This window comes from Wolbachia endosymbiont (group A) of Bombylius major (genome assembly GCF_947251895.1).
Lineage (GTDB): Bacteria > Pseudomonadota > Alphaproteobacteria > Rickettsiales > Anaplasmataceae > Wolbachia > Wolbachia pipientis.
This window is the reverse complement of sequence record NZ_OX366395.1, coordinates 928,251-949,114: the sequence shown is the minus strand read 5'-3', so window position 1 is coordinate 949,114 and position 20,864 is coordinate 928,251. Positions and strand designations below refer to the sequence as shown.

Here is a 20,864-nt window from a genome sequence, read left to right as displayed (position 1 = left end):
ATAAAAAGAAAAAAAGTGGAAAATCAAGGACAAATAAGTGGAAAAATAAAAATCCCAGCAAATATTCCAGCAGGTACTAAATTAGTACAGTTTTACGGGGATAAAGGAAGCTATGGAGAAACAACGTATACTGGTAAAAAAACTATTACCATAGAAGAAAGAAGAAGAGTGATCGCAGCAAGACGAGTTGATCCTTTAGCCCAAACATTTACGCTAAATGAGAGCAGACACATAGGAGGCGTGGAGCTATGGTTTATAAATAAAGGCAAAAAACGTGTTGTTGTGCAGATTAGAGAAACAGCAGTGGGAATGCCCTCGCAGACTGTCATTGCTGAAAGCTATATTGAGCCAAAAGATATAAAGATAGATGGCACAGCAACACGTATTACTTGGTCGCCAGTGTTTTGTCATGCTGGGCAGGAATATGCAATAGTTTTACTTACCGATGACGGGGAAAATGCGGTCAAAGTAGCAGAACTTGGCAAATATGATGCAGTAAATAGCCGTTGGGTAACAAGTCAGCCATATCAAGTAGGAGTATTACTGTCATCTAGCAATGCAAGTACGTGGACACCGCATCAGAATTTAGATTTAACGTTTCGGCTATTAGCAGCAAAATTTAGCGAAAGTTCTCACGTTATTGATCTTGGTAAAGTTACTGCAAACAATACTTCAGATTTAATTGTTTTAACGAACGTCGAAAAAGTAGCATTTGATACCAATGTAGAATTTATTTTAACAGACGAAGAAGGAAAAGAAAACTTTCTGTCTGATAATTTGCCACTTGCACTGCGTGAAAGAATAAGTGGGGAATTAACGGTAAAAGCAAGCCTAAAAGGAGGGCGAGAAAAAAGTCCAGTGCTATATCCTGGATTACAGCTAGTTCTGGGTAATCTTTCAGAGTCTGGAGATTATGTTACAAGAAGCATTACAGCAGGAGCTAACACTAAAATTACCATAACATATGATGCGCTGATATCTGGCACTGCAGATGTTAAAGCATATGTTCAAAAAAACGTGGATTGGCAGTTAGTGAATTTAACATCAGGAAAACCTATTGGAGAAAATTGGGTGGAGAGAGTCCACATACTGACAAACTTTAATGGCAATGAGACAAGGATAAAATTAGTTTTAAGTGGAACGGTTATCTATCGTCCTAAAGTCAAAAATTTGCGAGTGATTATTACTTGAATCAATGCCAAATGACCAAAGCAAACGAGGATATACACTACCACATCCAGAAAATATTGCTGTGCAGGATGTTGTTCGTATCCGTACCACAATTGAGAAAATAGATGAAGATATTACCGAAAGAGAAGATGAGCATAATCAACTTAAGAGTAATTTTGAGCGGTTTAATTTTGAGACTTTTTTGAATTTTTGGGAATGAAAGAAGCAATATACCAAAGGATAAAGGATTTAGCAGCAAATAGCACACCTGATCAACTGGCATATCTTGCAAAATCGCTGGAATTGATAGCAGATAAAAAAGCTATTGCTGACATTGTGCAGATGACTGAGGTAAAAGGAATAATTGATGCACTACAAAAGAGGCTTAAGGATTTAGTAGAAAACAGTACACCAGATCAATTAGCATATCTTGCTAAAGCATTGGAATTGATAGTCGACAAAAGTTCGGTTTCTGAAATTGTACAGATGACAGATGGTAAGCTAAAAGAACTTCTTGATAGTGCAAAAAAACACTTAAGTGACATAAACAGCAATAAAGCAAGCTCTATATCGGCGATAACTGTAGCAAAAACAGAATCTGTAAGTGAAATCAACAAGCTTAGGGATAGTTCCTTAAACACTTTAAAAGCATCATCAGATTCACATATATCGCTACTTGATACTCGTAAAAATACCAATATTGCGGCAATAAATAGCATTAGTAACAGTCATAAAGATGGTCTTAAAGGTTTAGTAGAAGATTTTCGTGCTGTTAATAATGTACCACCTGGCTCATCAATTATAGGAGAAATAGAAACTCGAATTGAAAACATCTCTAATGAGGTAAAAACTCGGGATGAACAGTTAAAAGCGTCTCTTATAAATGAAATAAGAAAGCGCAACATGGTTGAATCAGGGTCATTACCTTTCTTATTTGGTGTACTTGGAAGAAAAAATAATTACTTTGGCCACGGAACTTTTATGACAGAGCTTGGAAAGTGGAGTAGTGATATAACAAAAACCGACTATATGTTGCAATTACTAGCAGGTAGCCATATATACGATACAGATTACGTTAGTTTTTATCGGCCAAGACAACTCAGTTTTATAGAGGGAAGCAAGGGAACATTTATTTACGGAGAGTTATACACAAACAGTTTTTCTGGTAGTTATGATCAAATATACTATTACCCATATGCTGCACTTGGAGTAGTATTTATAAAAAATACAACGAATGTGAACATAAATAAAACTATAGAGTTTGTTGGATCATCGTATTCGAGTACGGAGTATGGAGGTGCAGGATTATTTGTGGGAACACCAGATAATACCAATAAATCAAGTATTTCAAGAATAATATGGAAAAATGTTTACCAATACACAAGTTCTGATAGCAAGTTAGCTGGATCTGGCAATGTAGAAATTCCAGCAGGAAAAACAGTTGCAATATTACTTTACACATCATCTTACCTATGTTCCAGAACACAAGTCAGTCAAGGTATGCTTGCATCAAATTATGTATACAACTATGGTCAATTTATCCAGTGGGGAATATATAACATACGTAGCAATTTTCTAACCACGGGGCTTGAAATAGATGTAGAGAGAACGCTAAAAGCTTGGCAATGTCCTGGGTTATCTGAAACTTATGAACTCTGGAGGTAACAAAGAATGTCTATCTACATTAGATTTGAAAATGATAAACAAGTAGAAACAACAACACTTGAAAGCAAGCCAACTGAAAATGATTGGTATGAAGCACCAGAAGATTTTGATTGGCAAAAAAGCTATTGTTTAACAGAAGGAGGAAAAATTGCTCAGCGTACTAAAGAAGATATACAAAAGGAGTTACTGGATAATGCGAAGCTTTGTGCATTTGATAGTATGCGTTTCTATTATGATAATCATACTCACCAATATGCAGGTCATTCTCACCAAAAAGCTAAATCTTATGAGATTCAAGCGGAAGCCGCAAAAAGCATTCTAGCAGCACCAGAATCTATAGATGAAAAGGATAAAGAAATTATAGAACCTTTAGCAAAAGTCCGTGGTATTACGGTTATTGAAATGGCAAGAATAATTGAGGAAAAAGTGAAAAAAGCAGTAAAAGCAATAATTAAATGTGAAGAGCTTGAAGATTTAGCCAAAAGAAAGATTGAAGAAGCCGAAAGTGAAAATGAGCTACAGACTTTGCTAGATGATTTCAGGAAAAAAATACAAAGAAATGGCTGAAGAATTTTTACATGGCGTAAATGTTATTGAGGTAACCTCAGGAGCAAAGACAGTACGTACAGCTAAATCATCAGTGATAGGTGTAATTGGTACTGCACCTGAAGCAGATGAGCAAAAATTTCCGCTAAATAAACCAGTGTTAGTTGCAGGAAGCTTAAAAGAAGCGGCAAGGCTTGGAAAGAGTGGAACTCTTTTTTCGGCAGTAAATGGAATATTTTCCCAGATTGGTGCAACAGTAGTAGTTATTCGAGTTAAAGAAAGTGAAAACAGCGATCCAAAGCTCAAAGAAAGTGAAACTATTCAAAGTATAATCGGTGGAGTTGATAAAGAAACCGGAGAATATCAGGGAATTGAGGCATTTCTCAGCAGTGAAAGCATAGTTCATGTTGCGCCAAGAATATTAATTGCACCTCAGTTTACTCATCAGTTACCTGAAATAGATGGAGTAAATTCAGTAGTGAGTGCTTTAATTTCCATAGCAGAAAAATTAAGAGCAATTATTGTTGCAGATGGACCAAATACTAATGATGAAGAAGCAATAAAATGGAGAAAAAGTGTAGGCAGCTCAAGAGTTTACGTAGTTGACCCATGGATTAAGTTATTTATTGAAGGAAAAGAAAAAATCTTGCCATCGAGTCCATTTGTAGCTGGTTTAATAGCTAAGATAGACAGCGAGCAAGGCTTCTGGCACTCACCTTCAAATAAAGAAATAAACGGTATTATTGGCACAAGCAGGCCTATTGATTTTACGCTCGGTAATACAAATTGTAGAGCAAACCACTTGAATGAAAATGAAGTAACAACGATAATTCATCAAAATGGCTATAGGCTTTGGGGAAATAGAACATGTTCAAATGACTCAAAATGGGCTTTTTTATCAGTGAGAAGAACTGCAGATTTAATTAACGATAGTTTACTTAGGGCTCATTTATGGGCAGTTGATCGCAATATCACTAAAACTTATATAGATGATGTGATTGAGGGGGTGAATTCTTATTTGGCCAATTTAAAAGCACAAGGAGCAATTATCAGCGGAAAATGTTATGCAACTCCCGAACTCAATACACCGGCAAATATTGCAAGCGGAAAAGTGTATTTTGATTTTACACCGCCATATCCGGCTGAGCAAATAATATTCAGGTCTCATCTTGTAAATAATAGTGTAATAAGTTAGGAGAAAGTAAAGTGTTACCGAAAATACTGAGAAATTTTAACGTATTTGTTGATGGCCGGGGTTATGCAGGAAAAATAGATGAAATAACCTTGCCAAAACTTACCATAAAAACAGATGAATATAGAGCTGGTGGTATGGATATTCCAATAAATATTGACATGGGCATGGAGAAATTAGAAGCAGACTTTACTTTTTCTGAATACGATACAGAGCTCTTTCGGCTATTTGGGTTGATAAATGGAAATTCGGTATCTTTGACGCTCAGAGGTGGAATGCAAGGTAGTGGAAGTAATGATATTGAAGCAGTAATAATCAATTTAAGAGGCATTTTTAAAGAATTTGACTTTGGTAACTGGAAACCTGCTGAAAAAGCAACGCTGAAGTGTACTGTAGCTGCCCATTATTATAAACTTACGATAGGTGGTAATGAGCTGATAGAAATCGATGCTGAAAATATGATGAGAAAGATAAATGGTATTGATCAGATGGCTTTGTTACAAGCGGTCTTAGGTATTTAGGTTTAGTTTTAAAAAGATTTTAGAATTTTATTTTTTAGGAGAAAGTATGACAACAGTAAAACTTGATAATCCAATAACAGTTGATGGTATTTCTGTATCAGAGCTTACCATTAGACGTCCAAAAGTTAGAGATTATCTAGCTATTGAGAGACTTAATGGTAGTGATCTGAGTAAGGAAGTAACTTTGACTGCCAATCTAACATCAGTTGCAAAAGAAGCAATTGAAGAGTTGGATATTGCTGATTATGTAAAAGTGCAAGAAGTATTAAAGGATTTTTTTTCACCGATTATCCAAAAAACTTGAGATTAGAAATACTAGTGCTTGGCTCTATCATAGGTGGTGGAGTTGAGCACATTCTTGATATGGAGATTAGTGAGTTTATTTCATGGAGCAAATTAGCAAAGGAGCTTAAATGTCAACATTATCTATAAAAATCGGAGCTGTTTTAGATGGTAGCTTTAATACTGTAATAAAAGGAAGTAGTAGTCGACTTACTCATCTTGGTGAGAATATAAGAAAGCTTGATTCATCTTTTAAATCAGTATCAAAATTTAAGCAGTTGGGTAGTGATGTTTTGACTAGCAAGAGATCATGGAAAGGTTTTGAGGATCAGGTAAAATCCCTTGCTAAACAGATAAAAGCAGTCGAAAAACCGAGCAAAACTTTAAAAGCTGAGTTTAATAAGGCTAAAGCATCAGCAACAAAAGCAAAAGAAGCATACTTGAAAAAGAGAGATGCCTTACATTCATTCAATGAAGAAGTAAGAAAAAGTGGAAGAAATATTAAGTCATTAGTAAGTGATCAATATAAACTTAGTTCGTCCATTGAAACGTTAAAAGGTAAGTATAGTAAGCTTGGATCTGCAATACGTAGTCACCAAAGTTTTTTAGCAAGCAAAGCACATTTTAAGTCACAAATTATAGAAACTATTGGTCTTGGACTAACGCTTGCAGCACCAATCAAAGTTGCTATTGATTTTGAATCGGCCATGGCTGATGTTACAAAAGTAGTTGAATTTAACAAAGAAACAAAGGAAGTAGATAAATTTGCCCAGAAATTAAAAGAGATGTCACGTACTATACCACTATCAGCAGCAGAATTAGCACAAATAGCTGCAAGCGGTGGTCAACTTGGTATCAAGAAAGAAGACCTTTTTAATTTTACAGAAACAGTGGCAAAAATGTCCACAGCATTTGATATGTCTGCAGAACAAGCAGGAGATTCCATAGCTAAACTTTCTAACGTTTATGGAATTGATGTTAGTGAAATGGAGCATGTTGGCAATGTAATCAATCACTTATCAGATAACACTGCTGCTAAAGCAAAAGACATGGTTGAAGCTCTAGCAATAGTTGGTGGTACTGCAAAGCAGTTTGGATTAAAGTTTGAACAAACAAGCAGTTTAGTAAATGCTTTCATTAGCTTAGGCAAACAACCAGCAAAAGCTGCAACTGCTATAAATGCTCTACTTAGTAAACTTCAGACTGCTGAAGAACAAGGAGGGGATTTTAAAGCAGCATTAGAGCAAATGGGAATAACTGCAGAAGAAATAGTACAAAGAATAAGCGAAAACGGCGAAGAAGCGTTACTCTACTTTTTTCAAACTCTAAAGAAAATGGATAACCAGGAACGTTCTACAGTCCTTATGAAACTTTTCGGTCAGGAATATCAAGATGATATTGCATTATTAGCTGGAAGTTTTAACAAATACGAAGATGCAATAAAGTTACTAGCTGACACAGAAGAGTACAAGAGCTCTCTGCAGAAAGAATTTAAAAATCGTGCAGACACTACAGCCAGTAAATTACGACTTCTTCGAAACGCAATAGCTGAAGTTGGTATGAATCTGGGTTCAGTGATGCTGCCTACTTTAAAATCTATAGCTGAATTTTTACAAGAAAAAACTAGATATATAGCAGAGTTTGCAGAAAAATATCCAACTTTAACCACGGCGATCATGGGTACTGTAGCAGCCTTGATAAGTTTAAAAATTGTAGCAGTAGGACTAGGATACGGATTTACATTGCTAGGAAGTACGATTTTTAGTCTGAAAGCAAACCTACTTGGAGTATTTTCATTTTTATCAGCTACAGTTTTTCCTGCAGTAATAACAGGGCTAAGAGCAGTAACACTCCCTCTTACAATGAAGTAAGGCCTCACTCTGGTAAATATTGCTATGGAAAAAAACTATGCAGACTTTTCTTGATAGCAAACATATTGCTTTTCAGAAAAACATTAGTGACATTAAACAAGACTCTGATATTAGTTTTGACTACCTCAATTCTTTTGTCAGTTAATTCTTCTCTGTCAGATTAAGTCTTCTCTTTTACATAATTTCTCTTGACATAGAAAAACTAATTGTGTTAAAATTAGATTTTAATATCTCAAATGAAAAATGAGCATTTCTAAAGCTTCACCTTCGTTAAAACATTCAATTGCTGCAATTTCACTATACGTGTCTAGTATTGTTGCTGGAGTATCCACTTACTTTGTGTATCTAGCAATTTCTAATGCTACTATAAGACTAATCCATTTTATAGCAATCGCCTCTGGAGTAGTCGCATTGAGTTTAGTGGTATATTTTATTAACTCAGCTGTTTCTGAAGAAAGCGGCAAGATACAAATAGACTCCAAACTAACTAAATCAATTGCTGTTTTTTTACTTTGTTTATCTAGTTTTGTAGCTGGAATATACACTTACCCTGTGGTCTTGTTAATTTCTAATTCTGCTATGATACCAGTGCTTTCTGCAGTGGTCGCTTCCATTTCTACAATCACTGCATTGATTTCAGCACAATGTCTTCTAAAATCAACCGCTTATAGAGCAAATGATGAAAAACAAGAGTGTATGTGCAATACCCATAACGAAAAACCGAATGATAATAATGTTAGCACGAAAATTCCAGAAGGAGGTCCTACAATGTTAGGTATAGGGGTATACCAGACAGCACCAGCTAGTCTACCAAAATCTTCTAACTTGTTGCCACCTAATTCTCCGGCACCTACAAATCCGGTATCTACATTACCTAATTCTTCGGCACCTACAAATCCGGTATCTACATTACCTAATTCTTCAGCACCTACAAATCCGGTATCTACATTACCTAATTCTTCAGCACCTACAAATCCGGTATCTACATTACCTAATTCTCCGGCACCTACAAATCCGGTATCTACATTACCTAATTCTTCAGCACCTACAAATCCGGTATCTACATTACCTAATTCTTCAGCACCTACAAATCCGGTATCTACATTACCTAATTCTTCAGCACCTACAAATCCGGTATCTACATTACCTAATTCTTCAGCACCTACAAATCCGGTATCTACATTACCTAATTCTCCGGCACCTACAAATCCGGTATCTACATTACCTAATTCTTCGGCACCTACAAATCCGGTATCTACATTACTGAATTTTCATGTACCTCCGCCTCCGCCTCCGCCTCTGCCTCAAAATCTACTGGGATCAAATTATGATTTGCCAAGTCGAAATTTGAACACACCGGATTTTTCTCCTGCAGGACCGGCAGCTAAGTTAAGTTTATCAAAAAGTTTCATTGAAGAAATAAAAGCAAACAACTTGCAGTTGAGAAAACTCAAGGGTAACAAAAGGAATAGAGCAGATACTTCACAAGCAGCTCAATCTCCAATAGGTGGTTTATATGAATCTTTGAGACATAAGATATCGCAAAGAAGGTATGCTTTCGACCTTTCAAGTAATGACAGCATGTCTTCTGTAAGCGAAGGTTCTGAATTGACTAGGGAAAGGCTATGAATTGACACAACTCCTATTGTACTTTGTTGTGCAAAGAGAATATCCAAAAACAAAGTTTTTGCTGGAATTATAAAATTAAGCAAGAGCTCTTATGATTGGTTTTATGGTTTCAAATTACATATGGTAATCAATGAAAATGGCGAAATTTAAGCGCTTACGCTGACAAAAGGTAATGTTGACGATAGAAAGCCAGTTCCAGATCTAAGCAAAAAGTTAGCAGGTTTATTATTTGGAGATAAAGGTTATATCCAAAAAGATTTATTTCTACGATTACTTGATAGAAGTTTAAAGCTTATTATCAAGATAAAAAAGGTATGAAAAACGCATTAACCTCGCTAAATGAGAAGATTTTTCTTAAGAAAAGGTCTATCATCAAAACCGTTTTTGATTACCCCAAAAACAGATTAGAAGTTGAACATACTTTCCAGCAATAAACGTTAAGAGAAAATAAATATTCAATGTTAAGAGCCTGTCTTCAAACTCAAAAATGAGCTAATTTGTGAAGCATAATAGTGATCATATTAAAGAAGATGTTATTTTTTGAAGTGAGAGGAGAATGCTCATAATCCTTACTCATACGTCTAAAATTGGAGAGCCAAGCAAAGGTTCTCTCAACAATCCAACGTTTGGGAATAACCTGAAATCCTGTATCAACTATTTTCTTGGTAATCGTTAATAAACATCCAGTTTCCAATAAGCAGCGGTTTTGCAATTTACCTGTGTATCCTTGATCAGCAAAAAACTTATGTAATGTTGGAGCTTTGCATTTGGCTTGAACAAAAAGATTTAGTGCACCATCACGATCCTGAATGCTTGCACTTTGTACTTCAGCAGCAATTACAAGACCTACAGTATCTACAACGATGTGGCGCTTTCTACCCTTTACTTTCTTGCCAGCATCATATCCTCTGGATCCCCTTTTTGAGTAGTTTTTACTGATTGGCTATCTATTATTCCTACTGATGGAGTTTCATTCTTACCAATTATCTCTCTTACTTTTTTAACTAGAAAATCATGAATCTCTTGCCATATTCCACTTTTTTTCAATCGCGAATTACAACTATACACTTTTTTCCATGGTGGAAAATCTTTAGGCAGTTGTCTCCATTGACATCCTGTTCTCATCATATAGCGGATTGCGTTAATCATTGTTCTAATACTATGTTTTCTTGGTCTGCCGGTCTTTTTAGGTTCAAAATATAGCTCTATTATCTTCCATTCTTTGTCACTTATATCGCTTGGGTACTTTTAAAATATATCTTATAACACACTTCTTAACTCCTTTCTACTTAGTTTGAAGACAGGCTCTAAGCATTGAAGCAAAAGACAAGAGATGAAAAAGTGGAGAATAATACAAGGGTATACGCAAGAGGAATTAGCGAAGGAGCTTGGTATAGGAGGTCCACAGATACATTACTATGAACAAGGGAGCACCATGTTCGGTGAGAGGTTATGGGAAATAGCAAGAAAATTATCAGTGAATGCTGAAGATCTGGTAACGGAAGAAGAATGCTATGAAGATAAGGATGGTGAAGGAGAAAAAGAGCTATTAAGTTGGGCGAGAGAGTTAAAAAAAATTAACACTCAAGAATCACAAGATGAACTAGGCATATGGATAGAGTTTTTATTCCAAAGGAGACAAATTTATGAGGAAAAAATTAATAAAATTGAGGGAATTAAAGTCGCAAATAATTTAATTAGAATGGGTGTTTCTATTGATGTCATTTCCCAAATAACAGGGCCTGACTGCTAAGGAATTTGCGTAATTTGATAGCAAAAATTTCATAACCTGCATATTTTTTTGCAAAATATTCGTGTTGCTAGTGCATTTTATTGAAAGGATAATATTTAAATAGAAATAGAAAGTTATTTAATAAATATATTAGTGGAGATCTTTGGAAACTTGTTTAGATTCTTCTTTTGCTTGCTCAACTGAAACATTTTCCAACTTTTCTGGCTCAGCTACCGTTTTGGATTTTGCTTTGCGTTGTGTGATAGCTTTCTTTAGTGTCTTGACTGCGATAAAATTGATACTGAAAACACATGCAGAAGTTATTGCAAGTGCTGGAAAAGGGGTCAAATTGAACATTGGTAAAATTGCTACAATCGTTCCAGCTGTGAGTAAAAATGCTAACTTCTTGCTTCCAATGATCTTGTTTTTCTTAGCTTTTATCGGATTTAGGCTTTTTAGCTTACCTTTTAGCTTTTTGAGACCATTTTTGAACATTTTTCCCCTTTTTGAATCCTTCTCTACGTGTTTAGTTTTGAATACTTTTATTTTCCACTTGTTATCTTTTTCGATATTTTCTGCTTTAGAGGTTAATTCAACTTTTTTCTGCCATAGCGTAGGTTTCATCACAATTTCAGGGCTTAGCGGTTTCGGCTTATCGTTAGCTTCTTGAACTTTTTTATGTTTTTTCGGCAAAGCTATATTCTTTAAGCCCTTTTTCGCTTTTTTATATAAGTTCTTTATCTTGCTTGGCATTTTTACGTGAATTAAGATACGATATCGCAGAATTTATCTATTAATTCCTGGTTGTCCTCTATCATTGTATTTGCCTCTTGCTGCAGATATTTAATATTTTTGAATGTAATATTATCCATCTCAGCTGATGCTACTTTCAGTTGTGATTGTATTCTTATATATTTGTCGCCTATTACTTGATCGAGCTGATAGTTTACTGCATCTAAACTTGAAGCAAACATCACATGTAGTAGTGGTTTTATCCACCCTATTCTTCCAAATCTCCTTGAATTAGCATACTTTATACTTCTATTTGTTCTTCCAGTACCTATTGATACCAGTACAATATCATCATTTGGAAACAACCTCTTGCCACTTGCATATGCACAAGCAGCTGGATTATTGGCAAATACCCCGCCATCCACTAATACTCTGTCTATCTGGTTGATTTTTAGATGTTTTGGTATGAAATACGTTGGTGCAGCTGTTGTAGCTCTGAGCGCGTCTTTTAGTTTAATAAAGTTTCTGTCTTCTCTCCAGCTTTTAAAGAAAAATGGGCAATTATTGTGAATGTCATAACTGGTAAGCAGTAGATTACTTGAAACATCAGCAATAGTACTTTTGCCGAAGTATTTATCGAGAATGAATTCTATGTTTTTATATGAGTATTGAGCACCATTTAGCCAAGAAGCGATTGACCTTCTCCAGAATGATGATTCAAAGATATATGGTCCATACTTTTCGTAGAGTTCAACTAAATCGTTAGCTGAGTATTTTTGTGTACATAAACCTGCTGCAACAATCCCACCGGTTGAGGTTCCTGCCATAAGATCAAAGATTTCAGCAATCGGTTTCTTTGCTCTCTTTTCTATTTCTGCTAATATTATGGCCGGTATGATGCCTCTTATGCCTCCGCCGTCAACGGATAAGATATACTTTGTCATTGTGAAACTTAGTTATTATTTTTGTTTGTGAATGGCTTCAAGTTCATTGACTTCTTGAGTGAGGTTTTTCACTCTCTCTTCAAGTCGATAGACTATTTCTATTAGTCCTTGGTTTTTTTCTATAAATTTATCATGGATGTGCACCCGTAAATCGAGCTTGGCCAACCACCAGATTACTGCTACGGTTTGGATTAACATGGTAATAATTACCGTAATTGGGATTTTTTGATTTTGCATGTTTATATTGCCGATAATAGCTTATTTTCGGATTTATTCTGATCCTCTGCTTCTGCAAGTAGCTTAATGATTTCCCTGTAAGGTTTATCTTTATTGTGCCGTGATCTTAGTACAGCTACATCTCTTGGATTTTTTCCATCTGTGTCTCTAATGTTAGGGTTTGCGCCTTTTTCTAACAAAAGTTTAATTATCTCTAGGTTACCTTTGTATGAAGCTGCATGTAATGCTGTCCATTTTTCATATTTTGCTGTGTTTATATCAGCTCCTTTCTCTATTAGAAATTTAACAACCTCCAAACATCCTGCACCGGATGCATAATGTAATGCTGTTAATTCGGGAATCTGTGTATTAATATCTAATAGATTATTTGCTGAAAATTTTACAACTTCTAAGTTACAATTTTGAGAAGCAACGCGTAATATTGTTTTATAATTATCTGTAGCTTTTGCTTTCATATAGCAATAGGTAATAACAACACATATTATCATTGTTATACACCACCAAAAATGTAGCTTATTTCTTGAGTCTCTATTCATATTCAATACTTTTTCAACATTAAACATTGGTTTTACTGATTTTCCTTTAACGTTTACTGATAGATGCTGACAATGCAGTGCGATAACCTGAACTATCTAACACATGTTCTGCTCTGTCAATTATCCATTCACCGTCTATATCTTGATGAAACCCTAACAGGCTAAGTTTTGCCTCTGCAAATAGCTCTGGATTACCAGGCATAGTGATATCCAACACTGCATTATTTCGTTTTAGTTGTTTTAATTTAGCATTTGCCGAACTTAATGCTAACTCTGCATTCGAGTAAATTGTTTGTATGATATAACTTGGACTACCAGAGCCAACTGTTTCTGATATAGTTTCACCTCTTTCATAACTATGCCATTTTGCAATCACTGAGTTGTACCTGCTCACGGTAAAGTGCGCTTTCCAATTTATCGCGTCTTTAGGTCTAATCGCTGTTGTTCCTAAAGCTTTTCCAGTTGCCGACTTTGCTTTGCCTTTTGGAATAAAGAGTATATATCCGCCAGCTAACTTTGCCATTGCCTCGCGTTCTATTGCTATTTTTGTTAGTAAACTTATATCACTTTCTTCTGTTTGGTTAATATGTGGAATCAACACATTTTCAAATTCTTCTGCAACTCTGCACCCATATCCGTGTTTTTCTGCTATTTCCTTAACCAAGTTACCTAAAGTAATTTGATGCCATTCTTTAGATACTTTCTCTTTTAATGAGAGTCTTAAATTTGTTGCATGAGCCTTTATTAGTAAGGTTTTAGGTGGACTCTGCACTGTAATTTCATTAACCGTATATATACCCATAGGTACTACTCCAGTTTCTCTGTAACCCAGAGCAATATTTAATTCATTCGGAACATTTAAGTTTTCATCCCTGTAATCAATATGTACTTCGGCTACATCATCTATAGTTCCAGATTCATCGGTAAGGCGCAATGATATAACTTTATCTATAATTGATTCACATTTATCTATTATAAAATCTGGCTGCATTTATTCCCACACCCTTAATTTTGATTTTTGTACTATTTTCTGGATAATAGGAAGCTTTATCTTTAATCCAGCAGGCAAAAAGCTTCCATATTCTGCCAAACCTAAGTTCTCTGCTAGTGCTAATTCCACTACTCCATCAGTAAATCCGTAATGTTTCCAGCAAATCAGATCTAACATCTCATTTTCTTTACTCACATAGTATACAGTCATCTATAGCTCTTCAAACTCAAACTAAATTCAACTTTTCTTGGTAGTCCATTAGGTAAAAAATACATCTGCTTTTCTTCTAACCTAGTAATTACGAATTGTCCTAAAATATTACCTAAACTATCTACTAAAATATGTGGTTTTTCAGCTTCTTTCACACTCTTTAATTGATTTAGCCCGTTGAGATTATGCAGATAAATCATTCCTTCTAAATCTATATTTTCTACACCTTGACCGATATTTTGTAATAGTGGCATATTTTCAATACACTCAATCGTGCTCCAACGATTTTCTCTGTTATACTTTAAACTTGTAGGAGCAAATTTATACGGACCAAGAGATAACATCAATAAAATGTCTCTACCGTATCAAATAAAACATCACGTGACTTTTCTCTTATCCTTTTTATTACTTCATCTGCAAGGCTACGGATATCTTGATTTGGCTCTGCTTTAATGCTGATAGTGTAATTATTAGTGATGTTCTGAGTTTTATTTTGTTCTTTATTTTCAAATTTACTCCTTGCAAAGTCAGCAAGTATCTTATCGTTTTCTGTGGACTTTTTCTCCTCAATAAGGCTTTTGCTTCTAAAGCTATTCTGATTTCTATTGGAAAATTCTTTAATTATACTGCTACCTAGCAAAGGATTTCCACATTAGCTGGAAGTTTTAACAAATACGAAGATGCAATAAAGTTATTGGCTAATACAGAAAAGTATGGAAGCTCTCTGCAAAAAGAATTTAAAAATCGTGCAGACACTACAGCCAATAAATTACGACTTCTTCGAAATGCAATAGCTGAAGTTGGTATGAATCTGGGTTCAGTAATGCTGCCTACTTTAAAATCTATAGCTGAATTTTTACAAGAAAAAACTAGATATATAGCAGAGTTTGCAGAAAAATATCCAACTTTAACCACGGCGATCATGGGTACTGTAGCAGCCTTGATAAGTTTAAAAATTGTAGCAGTAGGACTAGGATACGGATTTACATTGCTAGGAAGTACGATTTTTAGTCTGAAAGCAAACCTACTTGGAGTATTTTCATTTTTATCAGCTACAGTTTTTCCTGCAGTAGTAACAGGACTAAGAGCAATAACACTCGCTAACCCTATAGGACTTTTAGTTGCTGGACTTGTTACTGGTGCAGCTCTTGTTATCACCAACTGGCAAAAGGTGAAAGACTTTTTCTCTAGCTTGTGGAAATCACTCATTGAACCTATAGGAAAAGCTTTTTCATGGATAGGGGAAAGTGTATTTGGAAAAGTATTGGAAAATAGCCCACTGAAAGAATTTGAAAAAAGAAAAACTGAAATAAAAGCAGTCCATACTCCCATAAAGAGTAATATTCTCAACAGTGGAAATCCTGTGCTAGGTAACAGTATAATTAAAGAATTTTCAAAGAGAAATAAAAATAGCTTCAGAGTCAAAAGCCTTATTGAGGAGACAGAGAGCGATAAGATATTTGCAAGGAGTAAGTTTGAAAATAAAGAACAAAATAAAACTCAGAACATCACTAATAATTACACTATCAGCATTAAAGCAGAACCTAACCAAGATGTTCGTAGTCTTGCAGATGAAGTAATAAAAAGGATAAGAGAAAAGTCACGTGATGTTTTATTTGATACGGTAGAGACATTTTATTGATGCTATCTCTTGGTCCGTATAAGTTTGCTCCCACAAGTTTAAAGTATAGCAGAGAAAATCGTTGGAGCACGATTGAGTGTATTGAAAATATGCCACTATTACAAAATATCGGTCAAGGTGTAGAAAATATAGATTTAGAAGGAATGATTTATCTGCATAATCTCAACGGGCTAAATCAATTAAAGAGTGTGAAAGAAGCTGAAAAACCACATATTTTAGTAGATAGTTTAGGTAATATTTTAGGACAATTCGTAATTACTAGGTTAGAAGAAAAGCAGATGTATTTTTTACCTAATGGACTACCAAGAAAAGTTGAATTTAGTTTGAGTTTGAAGAGCTATAGATGACTGTATACTATGTGAGTAAAGAAAATGAGATGTTAGATCTGATTTGCTGGAAACATTACGGATTTACTGATGGAGTAGTGGAATTAGCACTAGCAGAGAACTTAGGTTTGGCAGAATATGGAAGCTTTTTGCCTGCTGGATTAAAGATAAAGCTTCCTATTATCCAGAAAATAGTACAAAAATCAAAATTAAGGGTGTGGGAATAAATGCAGCCAGATTTTATAATAGATAAATGTGAATCAATTATAGATAAAGTTATATCATTGCGCCTTACCGATGAATCTGGAACTATAGATGATGTAGCCGAAGTACATATTGATTACAGGGATGAAAACTTAAATGTTCCGAATGAATTAAATATTGCTCTGGGTTACAGAGAAACTGGAGTAGTACCTATGGGTATATATACGGTTAATGAAATTACAGTGCAGAGTCCACCTAAAACCTTACTAATAAAGGCTCATGCAACAAATTTAAGACTCTCATTAAAAGAGAAAGTATCTAAAGAATGGCATCAAATTACTTTAGGTAACTTGGTTAAGGAAATAGCAGAAAAACACGGATATGGGTGCAGAGTTGCAGAAGAATTTGAAAATGTGTTGATTCCACATATTAACCAAACAGAAGAAAGTGATATAAGTTTACTAACAAAAATAGCAATAGAACGCGAGGCAATGGCAAAGTTAGCTGGCGGATATATACTCTTTATTCCAAAAGGCAAAGCAAAGTCGGCAACTGGAAAAGCTTTAGGAACAACAGCGATTAGACCTAAAGACGCGATAAATTGGAAAGCGCACTTTACCGTGAGCAGGTACAACTCAGTGATTGCAAAATGGCATAGTTATGAAAGAGGTGAAACTATATCAGAAACAGTTGGCTCTGGTAGTCCAAGTTATATCATACAAACAATTTACTCGAATGCAGAGTTAGCATTAAGTTCGGCAAATGCTAAATTAAAACAACTAAAACGAAATAATGCAGTGTTGGATATCACTATGCCTGGTAATCCAGAGCTATTTGCAGAGGCAAAACTTAGCCTGTTAGGGTTTCATCAAGATATAGACGGTGAATGGATAATTGACAGAGCAGAACATGTGTTAGATAGTTCAGGTTATCGCACTGCATTGTCAGCATCTATCAGTAAACGTTAAAGGAAAATCAGTAAAACCAATGTTTAATGTTGAAAAAGTATTGAATATGAATAGAGACTCAAGAAATAAGCTACATTTTTGGTGGTGTATAACAATGATAATATGTGTTGTTATTACCTATTGCTATATGAAAGCAAAAGCTACAGATAATTATAAAACAATATTACGCGTTGCTTCTCAAAATTGTAACTTAGAAGTTGTAAAATTTTCAGCAAATAATCTATTAGATATTAATACACAGATTCCCGAATTAACAGCATTACATTATGCATCCGGTGCAGGATGTTTGGAGGTTGTTAAATTTCTAATAGAGAAAGGAGCTGATATAAACACAGCAAAATATGAAAAATGGACAGCATTACATGCAGCTTCATACAAAGGTAACCTAGAGATAATTAAACTTTTGTTAGAAAAAGGCGCAAACCCTAACATTAGAGACACAGATGGAAAAAATCCAAGAGATGTAGCTGTACTAAGATCACGGCACAATAAAGATAAACCTTACAGGGAAATCATTAAGCTACTTGCAGAAGCAGAGGATCAGAATAAATCCGAAAATAAGCTATTATCGGCAATATAAACATGCAAAATCAAAAAATCCCAATTACGGTAATTATTACCATGTTAATCCAAACCGTAGCAGTAATCTGGTGGTTGGCCAAGCTCGATTTACGGGTGCACATCCATGATAAATTTATAGAAAAAAACCAAGGACTAATAGAAATAGTCTATCGACTTGAAGAGAGAGTGAAAAACCTCACTCAAGAAGTCAATGAACTTGAAGCCATTCACAAACAAAAATAATAACTAAGTTTCACAATGACAAAGTATATCTTATCCGTTGACGGCGGAGGCATAAGAGGCATCATACCGGCCATAATATTAGCAGAAATAGAAAAGAGAGCAAAGAAACCGATTGCTGAAATCTTTGATCTTATGGCAGGAACCTCAACCGGTGGGATTGTTGCAGCAGGTTTATGTACACAAAAATACTCAGCTAACGATTTAGTTGAACTCTACGAAAAGTATGGACCATATATCTTTGAATCATCATTCTGGAGAAGGTCAATCGCTTCTTGGCTAAATGGTGCTCAATACTCATATAAAAACATAGAATTCATTCTCGATAAATACTTCGGCAAAAGTACTATTGCTGATGTTTCAAGTAATCTACTGCTTACCAGTTATGACATTCACAATAATTGCCCATTTTTCTTTAAAAGCTGGAGAGAAGACAGAAACTTTATTAAACTAAAAGACGCGCTCAGAGCTACAACAGCTGCACCAACGTATTTCATACCAAAACATCTAAAAATCAACCAGATAGACAGAGTATTAGTGGATGGCGGGGTATTTGCCAATAATCCAGCTGCTTGTGCATATGCAAGTGGCAAGAGGTTGTTTCCAAATGATGATATTGTACTGGTATCAATAGGTACTGGAAGAACAAATAGAAGTATAAAGTATGCTAATTCAAGGAGATTTGGAAGAATAGGGTGGATAAAACCACTACTACATGTGATGTTTGCTTCAAGTTTAGATGCAGTAAACTATCAGCTCGATCAAGTAATAGGCGACAAATATATAAGAATACAATCACAACTGAAAGTAGCATCAGCTGAGATGGATAATATTACATTCAAAAATATTAAATATCTGCAGCAAGAGGCAAATACAATGATAGAGGACAACCAGGAATTAATAGATAAATTCTGCGATATCGTATCTTAATTCACGTAAAAATGCCAAGCAAGATAAAGAACTTATATAAAAAAGCGAAAAAGGGCTTAAAGAATATAGCTTTGCCGAAAAAACATAAAAAAGTTCAAGAAGCTAACGATAAGCCGAAACCGCTAAGCCCTGAAATTGTGATGAAACCTACGCTATGGCAGAAAAAAGTTGAATTAACCTCTAAAGCAGAAAATATCGAAAAAGATAACAAGTGGAAAATAAAAGTATTCAAAACTAAACACGTAGAGAAGGATTCAAAAAGGGGAAAAATGTTCAAAAATGGTCTCAAAAAGCTAAAAGGTAAGCTAAAAAGCCTAAATCCGATAAAAGCTAAGAAAAACAAGATCATTGGAAGCAAGAAGTTAGCATTTTTACTCACAGCTGGAACGATTGTAGCAATTTTACCAATGTTCAATTTGACCCCTTTTCCAGCACTTGCAATAACTTCTGCATGTGTTTTCAGTATCAATTTTATCGCAGTCAAGACACTAAAGAAAGCTATCACACAACGCAAAGCAAAATCCAAAACGGTAGCTGAGCCAGAAAAGTTGGAAAATGTTTCAGTTGAGCAAGCAAAAGAAGAATCTAAACAAGTTTCCAAAGATCTCCACTAATATATTTATTAAATAACTTTCTATTTCTATTTAAATATTATCCTTTCAATAAAATGCACTAGCAACACGAATATTTTGCAAAAAAATATGCAGGTTATGAAATTTTTGCTATCAAATTACGCAAATTCCTTAGCAGTCAGGCCCTGTTATTTGGGAAATGACATCAATAGAAACACCCATTCTAATTAAATTATTTGCGACTTTAATTCCCTCAATTTTATTAATTTTTTCCTCATAAATTTGTCTCCTTTGGAATAAAAACTCTATCCATATGCCTAGTTCATCTTGTGATTCTTGAGTGTTAATTTTTTTTAACTCTCTCGCCCAACTTAATAGCTCTTTTTCTCCTTCACCATCCTTATCTTCATAGCATTCTTCTTCCGTTACCAGATCTTCAGCATTCACTGATAATTTTCTTGCTATTTCCCATAACCTCTCACCGAACATGGTGCTCCCTTGTTCATAGTAATGTATCTGTGGACCTCCTATACCAAGCTCCTTCGCTAATTCCTCTTGCGTATACCCTTGTATTATTCTCCACTTTTTCATCTCTTGTCTTTTGCTTCAATGCTTAGAACTTTTTTCTTCTTTATTTTCATATTCATCAGCTGATAAGCCTGTTGCTCGGGAGATTATATCAGTATCAAACCCCGCCTTAACTAGATTCTTTGCAATTCTTATTCTTGCTGCTTTTACATTACTTTCTTCCTCAGCTCGGATAGATTTGGTTAATGCGTAAATTGCTTTGCGTCCTCCTGTTTTTTCTATGAAATTATACATTTCCTGGCTCCTAGCTTCATCAAAACAACTGTTTTCTTTTAGTACTTTTCGTCTTGGAAAAAGATTTCTAATAGGGATTGATAACGACTCTGCTATGATTTTTAACTTTTCAACTGGAATACCACATGTTCCTTGCTCATATCTTAGCAGCGTGTGGTAGTTTATGCTTGTTTTGTCTACTAAGTCTTTCAGAGTATATTTTTGTTTTAACCTCCAGCTCCTTACTTTTTGCGCTATTTGGTACCTTATTGAAATATTTGCCATAAATATGGTATAGGTTAATACTACCAAATAAAGATATACAAAATGTTCGCATTTTAGTTGAATATTTTTTCACAATT

At 34.9% G+C, this 20,864-nt stretch carries 27 protein-coding genes and 5 pseudogenes; 20 read left to right on the top strand and 12 right to left on the bottom strand.

All coding sequences use genetic code 11. The features are described 5' to 3' along the window. Positions 1 to 15 precede the first annotated feature (15 nt). The 11 genes and pseudogenes from OPR49_RS04515 to OPR49_RS04465 all read left to right on the top strand — a co-directional run. A complete protein-coding gene (locus tag OPR49_RS04515) occupies positions 16 to 1,191 on the top strand; it encodes a hypothetical protein (protein WP_265026776.1) in 1,176 nt (391 codons plus the stop codon). Between the two features lie 4 nt (positions 1,192 to 1,195). Continuing rightward, positions 1,196 to 1,390, top strand: coding sequence for a hypothetical protein (locus tag OPR49_RS04510; RefSeq protein ID WP_226079698.1), 195 nt, complete (start codon positions 1,196 to 1,198; stop codon positions 1,388 to 1,390). After that, positions 1,387 to 2,835 carry a hypothetical protein gene (locus OPR49_RS04505; RefSeq protein WP_265026775.1) on the top strand — a complete coding sequence of 483 codons (1,449 nt, stop codon included), beginning with the start codon at positions 1,387 to 1,389 and terminating at the stop codon, positions 2,833 to 2,835. Before OPR49_RS04510 ends, OPR49_RS04505 begins: the two co-directional genes overlap by 4 nt. Before the next feature lie 6 nt (positions 2,836 to 2,841). Then, positions 2,842 to 3,402, top strand: a complete 561-nt coding sequence (locus OPR49_RS04500; protein ID WP_065095397.1) for a hypothetical protein — start codon at positions 2,842 to 2,844, stop codon at positions 3,400 to 3,402. Next, complete coding sequence (locus OPR49_RS04495; protein WP_265027525.1) at positions 3,395 to 4,576, top strand: phage tail sheath subtilisin-like domain-containing protein; 1,182 nt, start codon at positions 3,395 to 3,397, stop codon at positions 4,574 to 4,576. The genes OPR49_RS04500 and OPR49_RS04495 overlap by 8 nt, the downstream gene beginning before the upstream one ends. Positions 4,577 to 4,587: 11 nt before the next feature. Further along, entirely contained in the window at positions 4,588 to 5,094 is a 507-nt protein-coding gene (locus tag OPR49_RS04490) for a phage major tail tube protein (RefSeq protein WP_265026774.1), read from the top strand. Between the two features lie 46 nt (positions 5,095 to 5,140). Further along, positions 5,141 to 5,398 carry a phage tail assembly protein gene (locus OPR49_RS04485; RefSeq protein ID WP_149168985.1) on the top strand — a complete coding sequence of 86 codons (258 nt, stop codon included), beginning with the start codon at positions 5,141 to 5,143 and terminating at the stop codon, positions 5,396 to 5,398. Positions 5,399 to 5,507: 109 nt separating this feature from the next. Continuing rightward, positions 5,508 to 7,229 (top strand): annotated as a pseudogene (locus OPR49_RS04480) (phage tail tape measure protein); the annotation flags it as partial. 2 nt (positions 7,230 to 7,231) lie between these two features. Further along, positions 7,232 to 7,392 (top strand): annotated as a pseudogene (locus OPR49_RS04475) (IS481 family transposase); the annotation flags it as partial. Positions 7,393 to 7,490: 98 nt separating this feature from the next. Further along, complete coding sequence (locus OPR49_RS04470) at positions 7,491 to 8,876, top strand: hypothetical protein (RefSeq protein WP_265026773.1); 1,386 nt, start codon at positions 7,491 to 7,493, stop codon at positions 8,874 to 8,876. Next, positions 8,877 to 9,298, top strand: a pseudogene (locus OPR49_RS04465) (IS982 family transposase); the annotation flags it as partial. A 59-nt stretch (positions 9,299 to 9,357) separates the two neighbouring features. On the opposite strand, the gene OPR49_RS07615 reads toward OPR49_RS04465, so the two are convergent. Both OPR49_RS07615 and OPR49_RS04460 read right to left on the bottom strand, forming a co-directional pair. After that, complete coding sequence (locus OPR49_RS07615; RefSeq protein ID WP_406833363.1) at positions 9,358 to 9,741, bottom strand: transposase; 384 nt, start codon at positions 9,739 to 9,741, stop codon at positions 9,358 to 9,360. Positions 9,742 to 9,758: 17 nt separating this feature from the next. Further along, the gene (locus tag OPR49_RS04460) at positions 9,759 to 10,085 is read right to left on the bottom strand and encodes a transposase (RefSeq protein WP_265027524.1); all 327 of its coding nucleotides are present in this window, start codon (positions 10,083 to 10,085) and stop codon (positions 9,759 to 9,761) included. Between the two features lie 124 nt (positions 10,086 to 10,209). Between OPR49_RS04460 and OPR49_RS04455 the strand changes: the two genes are divergently transcribed. After that, entirely contained in the window at positions 10,210 to 10,629 is a 420-nt protein-coding gene (locus OPR49_RS04455) for a helix-turn-helix domain-containing protein (protein ID WP_265026765.1), read from the top strand. A gap of 129 nt (positions 10,630 to 10,758) precedes the next feature. Here the strand turns inward: OPR49_RS04455 and OPR49_RS04450 are convergent, their stop codons facing one another. The 8 genes and pseudogenes from OPR49_RS04450 to OPR49_RS04415 form a co-directional block, all read right to left on the bottom strand. Then, complete coding sequence (locus tag OPR49_RS04450) at positions 10,759 to 11,361, bottom strand: hypothetical protein (RefSeq protein WP_265026766.1); 603 nt, start codon at positions 11,359 to 11,361, stop codon at positions 10,759 to 10,761. Positions 11,362 to 11,372: 11 nt separating this feature from the next. After that, positions 11,373 to 12,284 carry a patatin-like phospholipase family protein gene (locus OPR49_RS04445; RefSeq protein WP_265026767.1) on the bottom strand — a complete coding sequence of 304 codons (912 nt, stop codon included), beginning with the start codon at positions 12,282 to 12,284 and terminating at the stop codon, positions 11,373 to 11,375. 15 nt (positions 12,285 to 12,299) lie between these two features. Then, complete coding sequence (locus OPR49_RS04440) at positions 12,300 to 12,521, bottom strand: hypothetical protein (protein WP_265026768.1); 222 nt, start codon at positions 12,519 to 12,521, stop codon at positions 12,300 to 12,302. 2 nt (positions 12,522 to 12,523) lie between these two features. Further along, complete coding sequence (locus tag OPR49_RS04435; protein WP_265026769.1) at positions 12,524 to 13,057, bottom strand: ankyrin repeat domain-containing protein; 534 nt, start codon at positions 13,055 to 13,057, stop codon at positions 12,524 to 12,526. A gap of 46 nt (positions 13,058 to 13,103) precedes the next feature. Then, positions 13,104 to 14,048: a contractile injection system protein, VgrG/Pvc8 family gene (locus OPR49_RS04430; protein ID WP_265026770.1), complete on the bottom strand. Its 945-nt coding sequence runs from the start codon at positions 14,046 to 14,048 to the stop codon at positions 13,104 to 13,106. Continuing rightward, positions 14,049 to 14,258 carry a tail protein X gene (locus OPR49_RS04425; protein ID WP_265026771.1) on the bottom strand — a complete coding sequence of 70 codons (210 nt, stop codon included), beginning with the start codon at positions 14,256 to 14,258 and terminating at the stop codon, positions 14,049 to 14,051. Further along, a complete protein-coding gene (locus OPR49_RS04420; protein WP_265027523.1) occupies positions 14,255 to 14,602 on the bottom strand; it encodes a phage tail protein in 348 nt (115 codons plus the stop codon). Before OPR49_RS04420 ends, OPR49_RS04425 begins: the two co-directional genes overlap by 4 nt. Next, positions 14,602 to 14,907, bottom strand: a pseudogene (locus OPR49_RS04415) (phage tail tape measure protein); the annotation flags it as partial. The pseudogene OPR49_RS04415 and the gene OPR49_RS04420, both read right to left, overlap by 1 nt. Here OPR49_RS04415 and OPR49_RS04410 point away from each other — a divergent pair. From OPR49_RS04410 to OPR49_RS04375, 8 genes and pseudogenes are all read left to right on the top strand, one after another. Then, positions 14,902 to 15,900, top strand: a pseudogene (locus OPR49_RS04410) (phage tail tape measure protein); the annotation flags it as partial. The pseudogenes OPR49_RS04415 and OPR49_RS04410 overlap by 6 nt on opposite strands. After that, a complete protein-coding gene (locus OPR49_RS04405; RefSeq protein ID WP_015589018.1) occupies positions 15,900 to 16,247 on the top strand; it encodes a phage tail protein in 348 nt (115 codons plus the stop codon). The pseudogene OPR49_RS04410 and the gene OPR49_RS04405, both read left to right, overlap by 1 nt. After that, on the top strand, positions 16,244 to 16,453 hold the full coding sequence (locus tag OPR49_RS04400; protein ID WP_265026771.1) for a tail protein X: 210 nt from the start codon (positions 16,244 to 16,246) through the stop codon (positions 16,451 to 16,453). Before OPR49_RS04405 ends, OPR49_RS04400 begins: the two co-directional genes overlap by 4 nt. Beyond that, positions 16,454 to 17,398, top strand: a complete 945-nt coding sequence (locus OPR49_RS04395; RefSeq protein WP_265026770.1) for a contractile injection system protein, VgrG/Pvc8 family — start codon at positions 16,454 to 16,456, stop codon at positions 17,396 to 17,398. Between the two features lie 46 nt (positions 17,399 to 17,444). Continuing rightward, the gene (locus OPR49_RS04390; RefSeq protein ID WP_265026769.1) at positions 17,445 to 17,978 is read left to right on the top strand and encodes an ankyrin repeat domain-containing protein; all 534 of its coding nucleotides are present in this window, start codon (positions 17,445 to 17,447) and stop codon (positions 17,976 to 17,978) included. Positions 17,979 to 17,980: 2 nt separating this feature from the next. Beyond that, positions 17,981 to 18,202, top strand: a complete 222-nt coding sequence (locus tag OPR49_RS04385) for a hypothetical protein (RefSeq protein ID WP_265026768.1) — start codon at positions 17,981 to 17,983, stop codon at positions 18,200 to 18,202. A gap of 15 nt (positions 18,203 to 18,217) precedes the next feature. Then, positions 18,218 to 19,129 carry a patatin-like phospholipase family protein gene (locus OPR49_RS04380; RefSeq protein ID WP_265026767.1) on the top strand — a complete coding sequence of 304 codons (912 nt, stop codon included), beginning with the start codon at positions 18,218 to 18,220 and terminating at the stop codon, positions 19,127 to 19,129. Between the two features lie 11 nt (positions 19,130 to 19,140). Continuing rightward, positions 19,141 to 19,743 carry a hypothetical protein gene (locus OPR49_RS04375; protein WP_265026766.1) on the top strand — a complete coding sequence of 201 codons (603 nt, stop codon included), beginning with the start codon at positions 19,141 to 19,143 and terminating at the stop codon, positions 19,741 to 19,743. 129 nt (positions 19,744 to 19,872) lie between these two features. Here the strand turns inward: OPR49_RS04375 and OPR49_RS04370 are convergent, their stop codons facing one another. Beyond that, positions 19,873 to 20,292, bottom strand: coding sequence for a helix-turn-helix domain-containing protein (locus OPR49_RS04370; RefSeq protein ID WP_265026765.1), 420 nt, complete (start codon positions 20,290 to 20,292; stop codon positions 19,873 to 19,875). Positions 20,293 to 20,307: 15 nt separating this feature from the next. Further along, complete coding sequence (locus tag OPR49_RS04365) at positions 20,308 to 20,787, bottom strand: helix-turn-helix domain-containing protein (RefSeq protein ID WP_265026764.1); 480 nt, start codon at positions 20,785 to 20,787, stop codon at positions 20,308 to 20,310. Between the last annotated feature and the right edge of the window lie 77 nt (positions 20,788 to 20,864).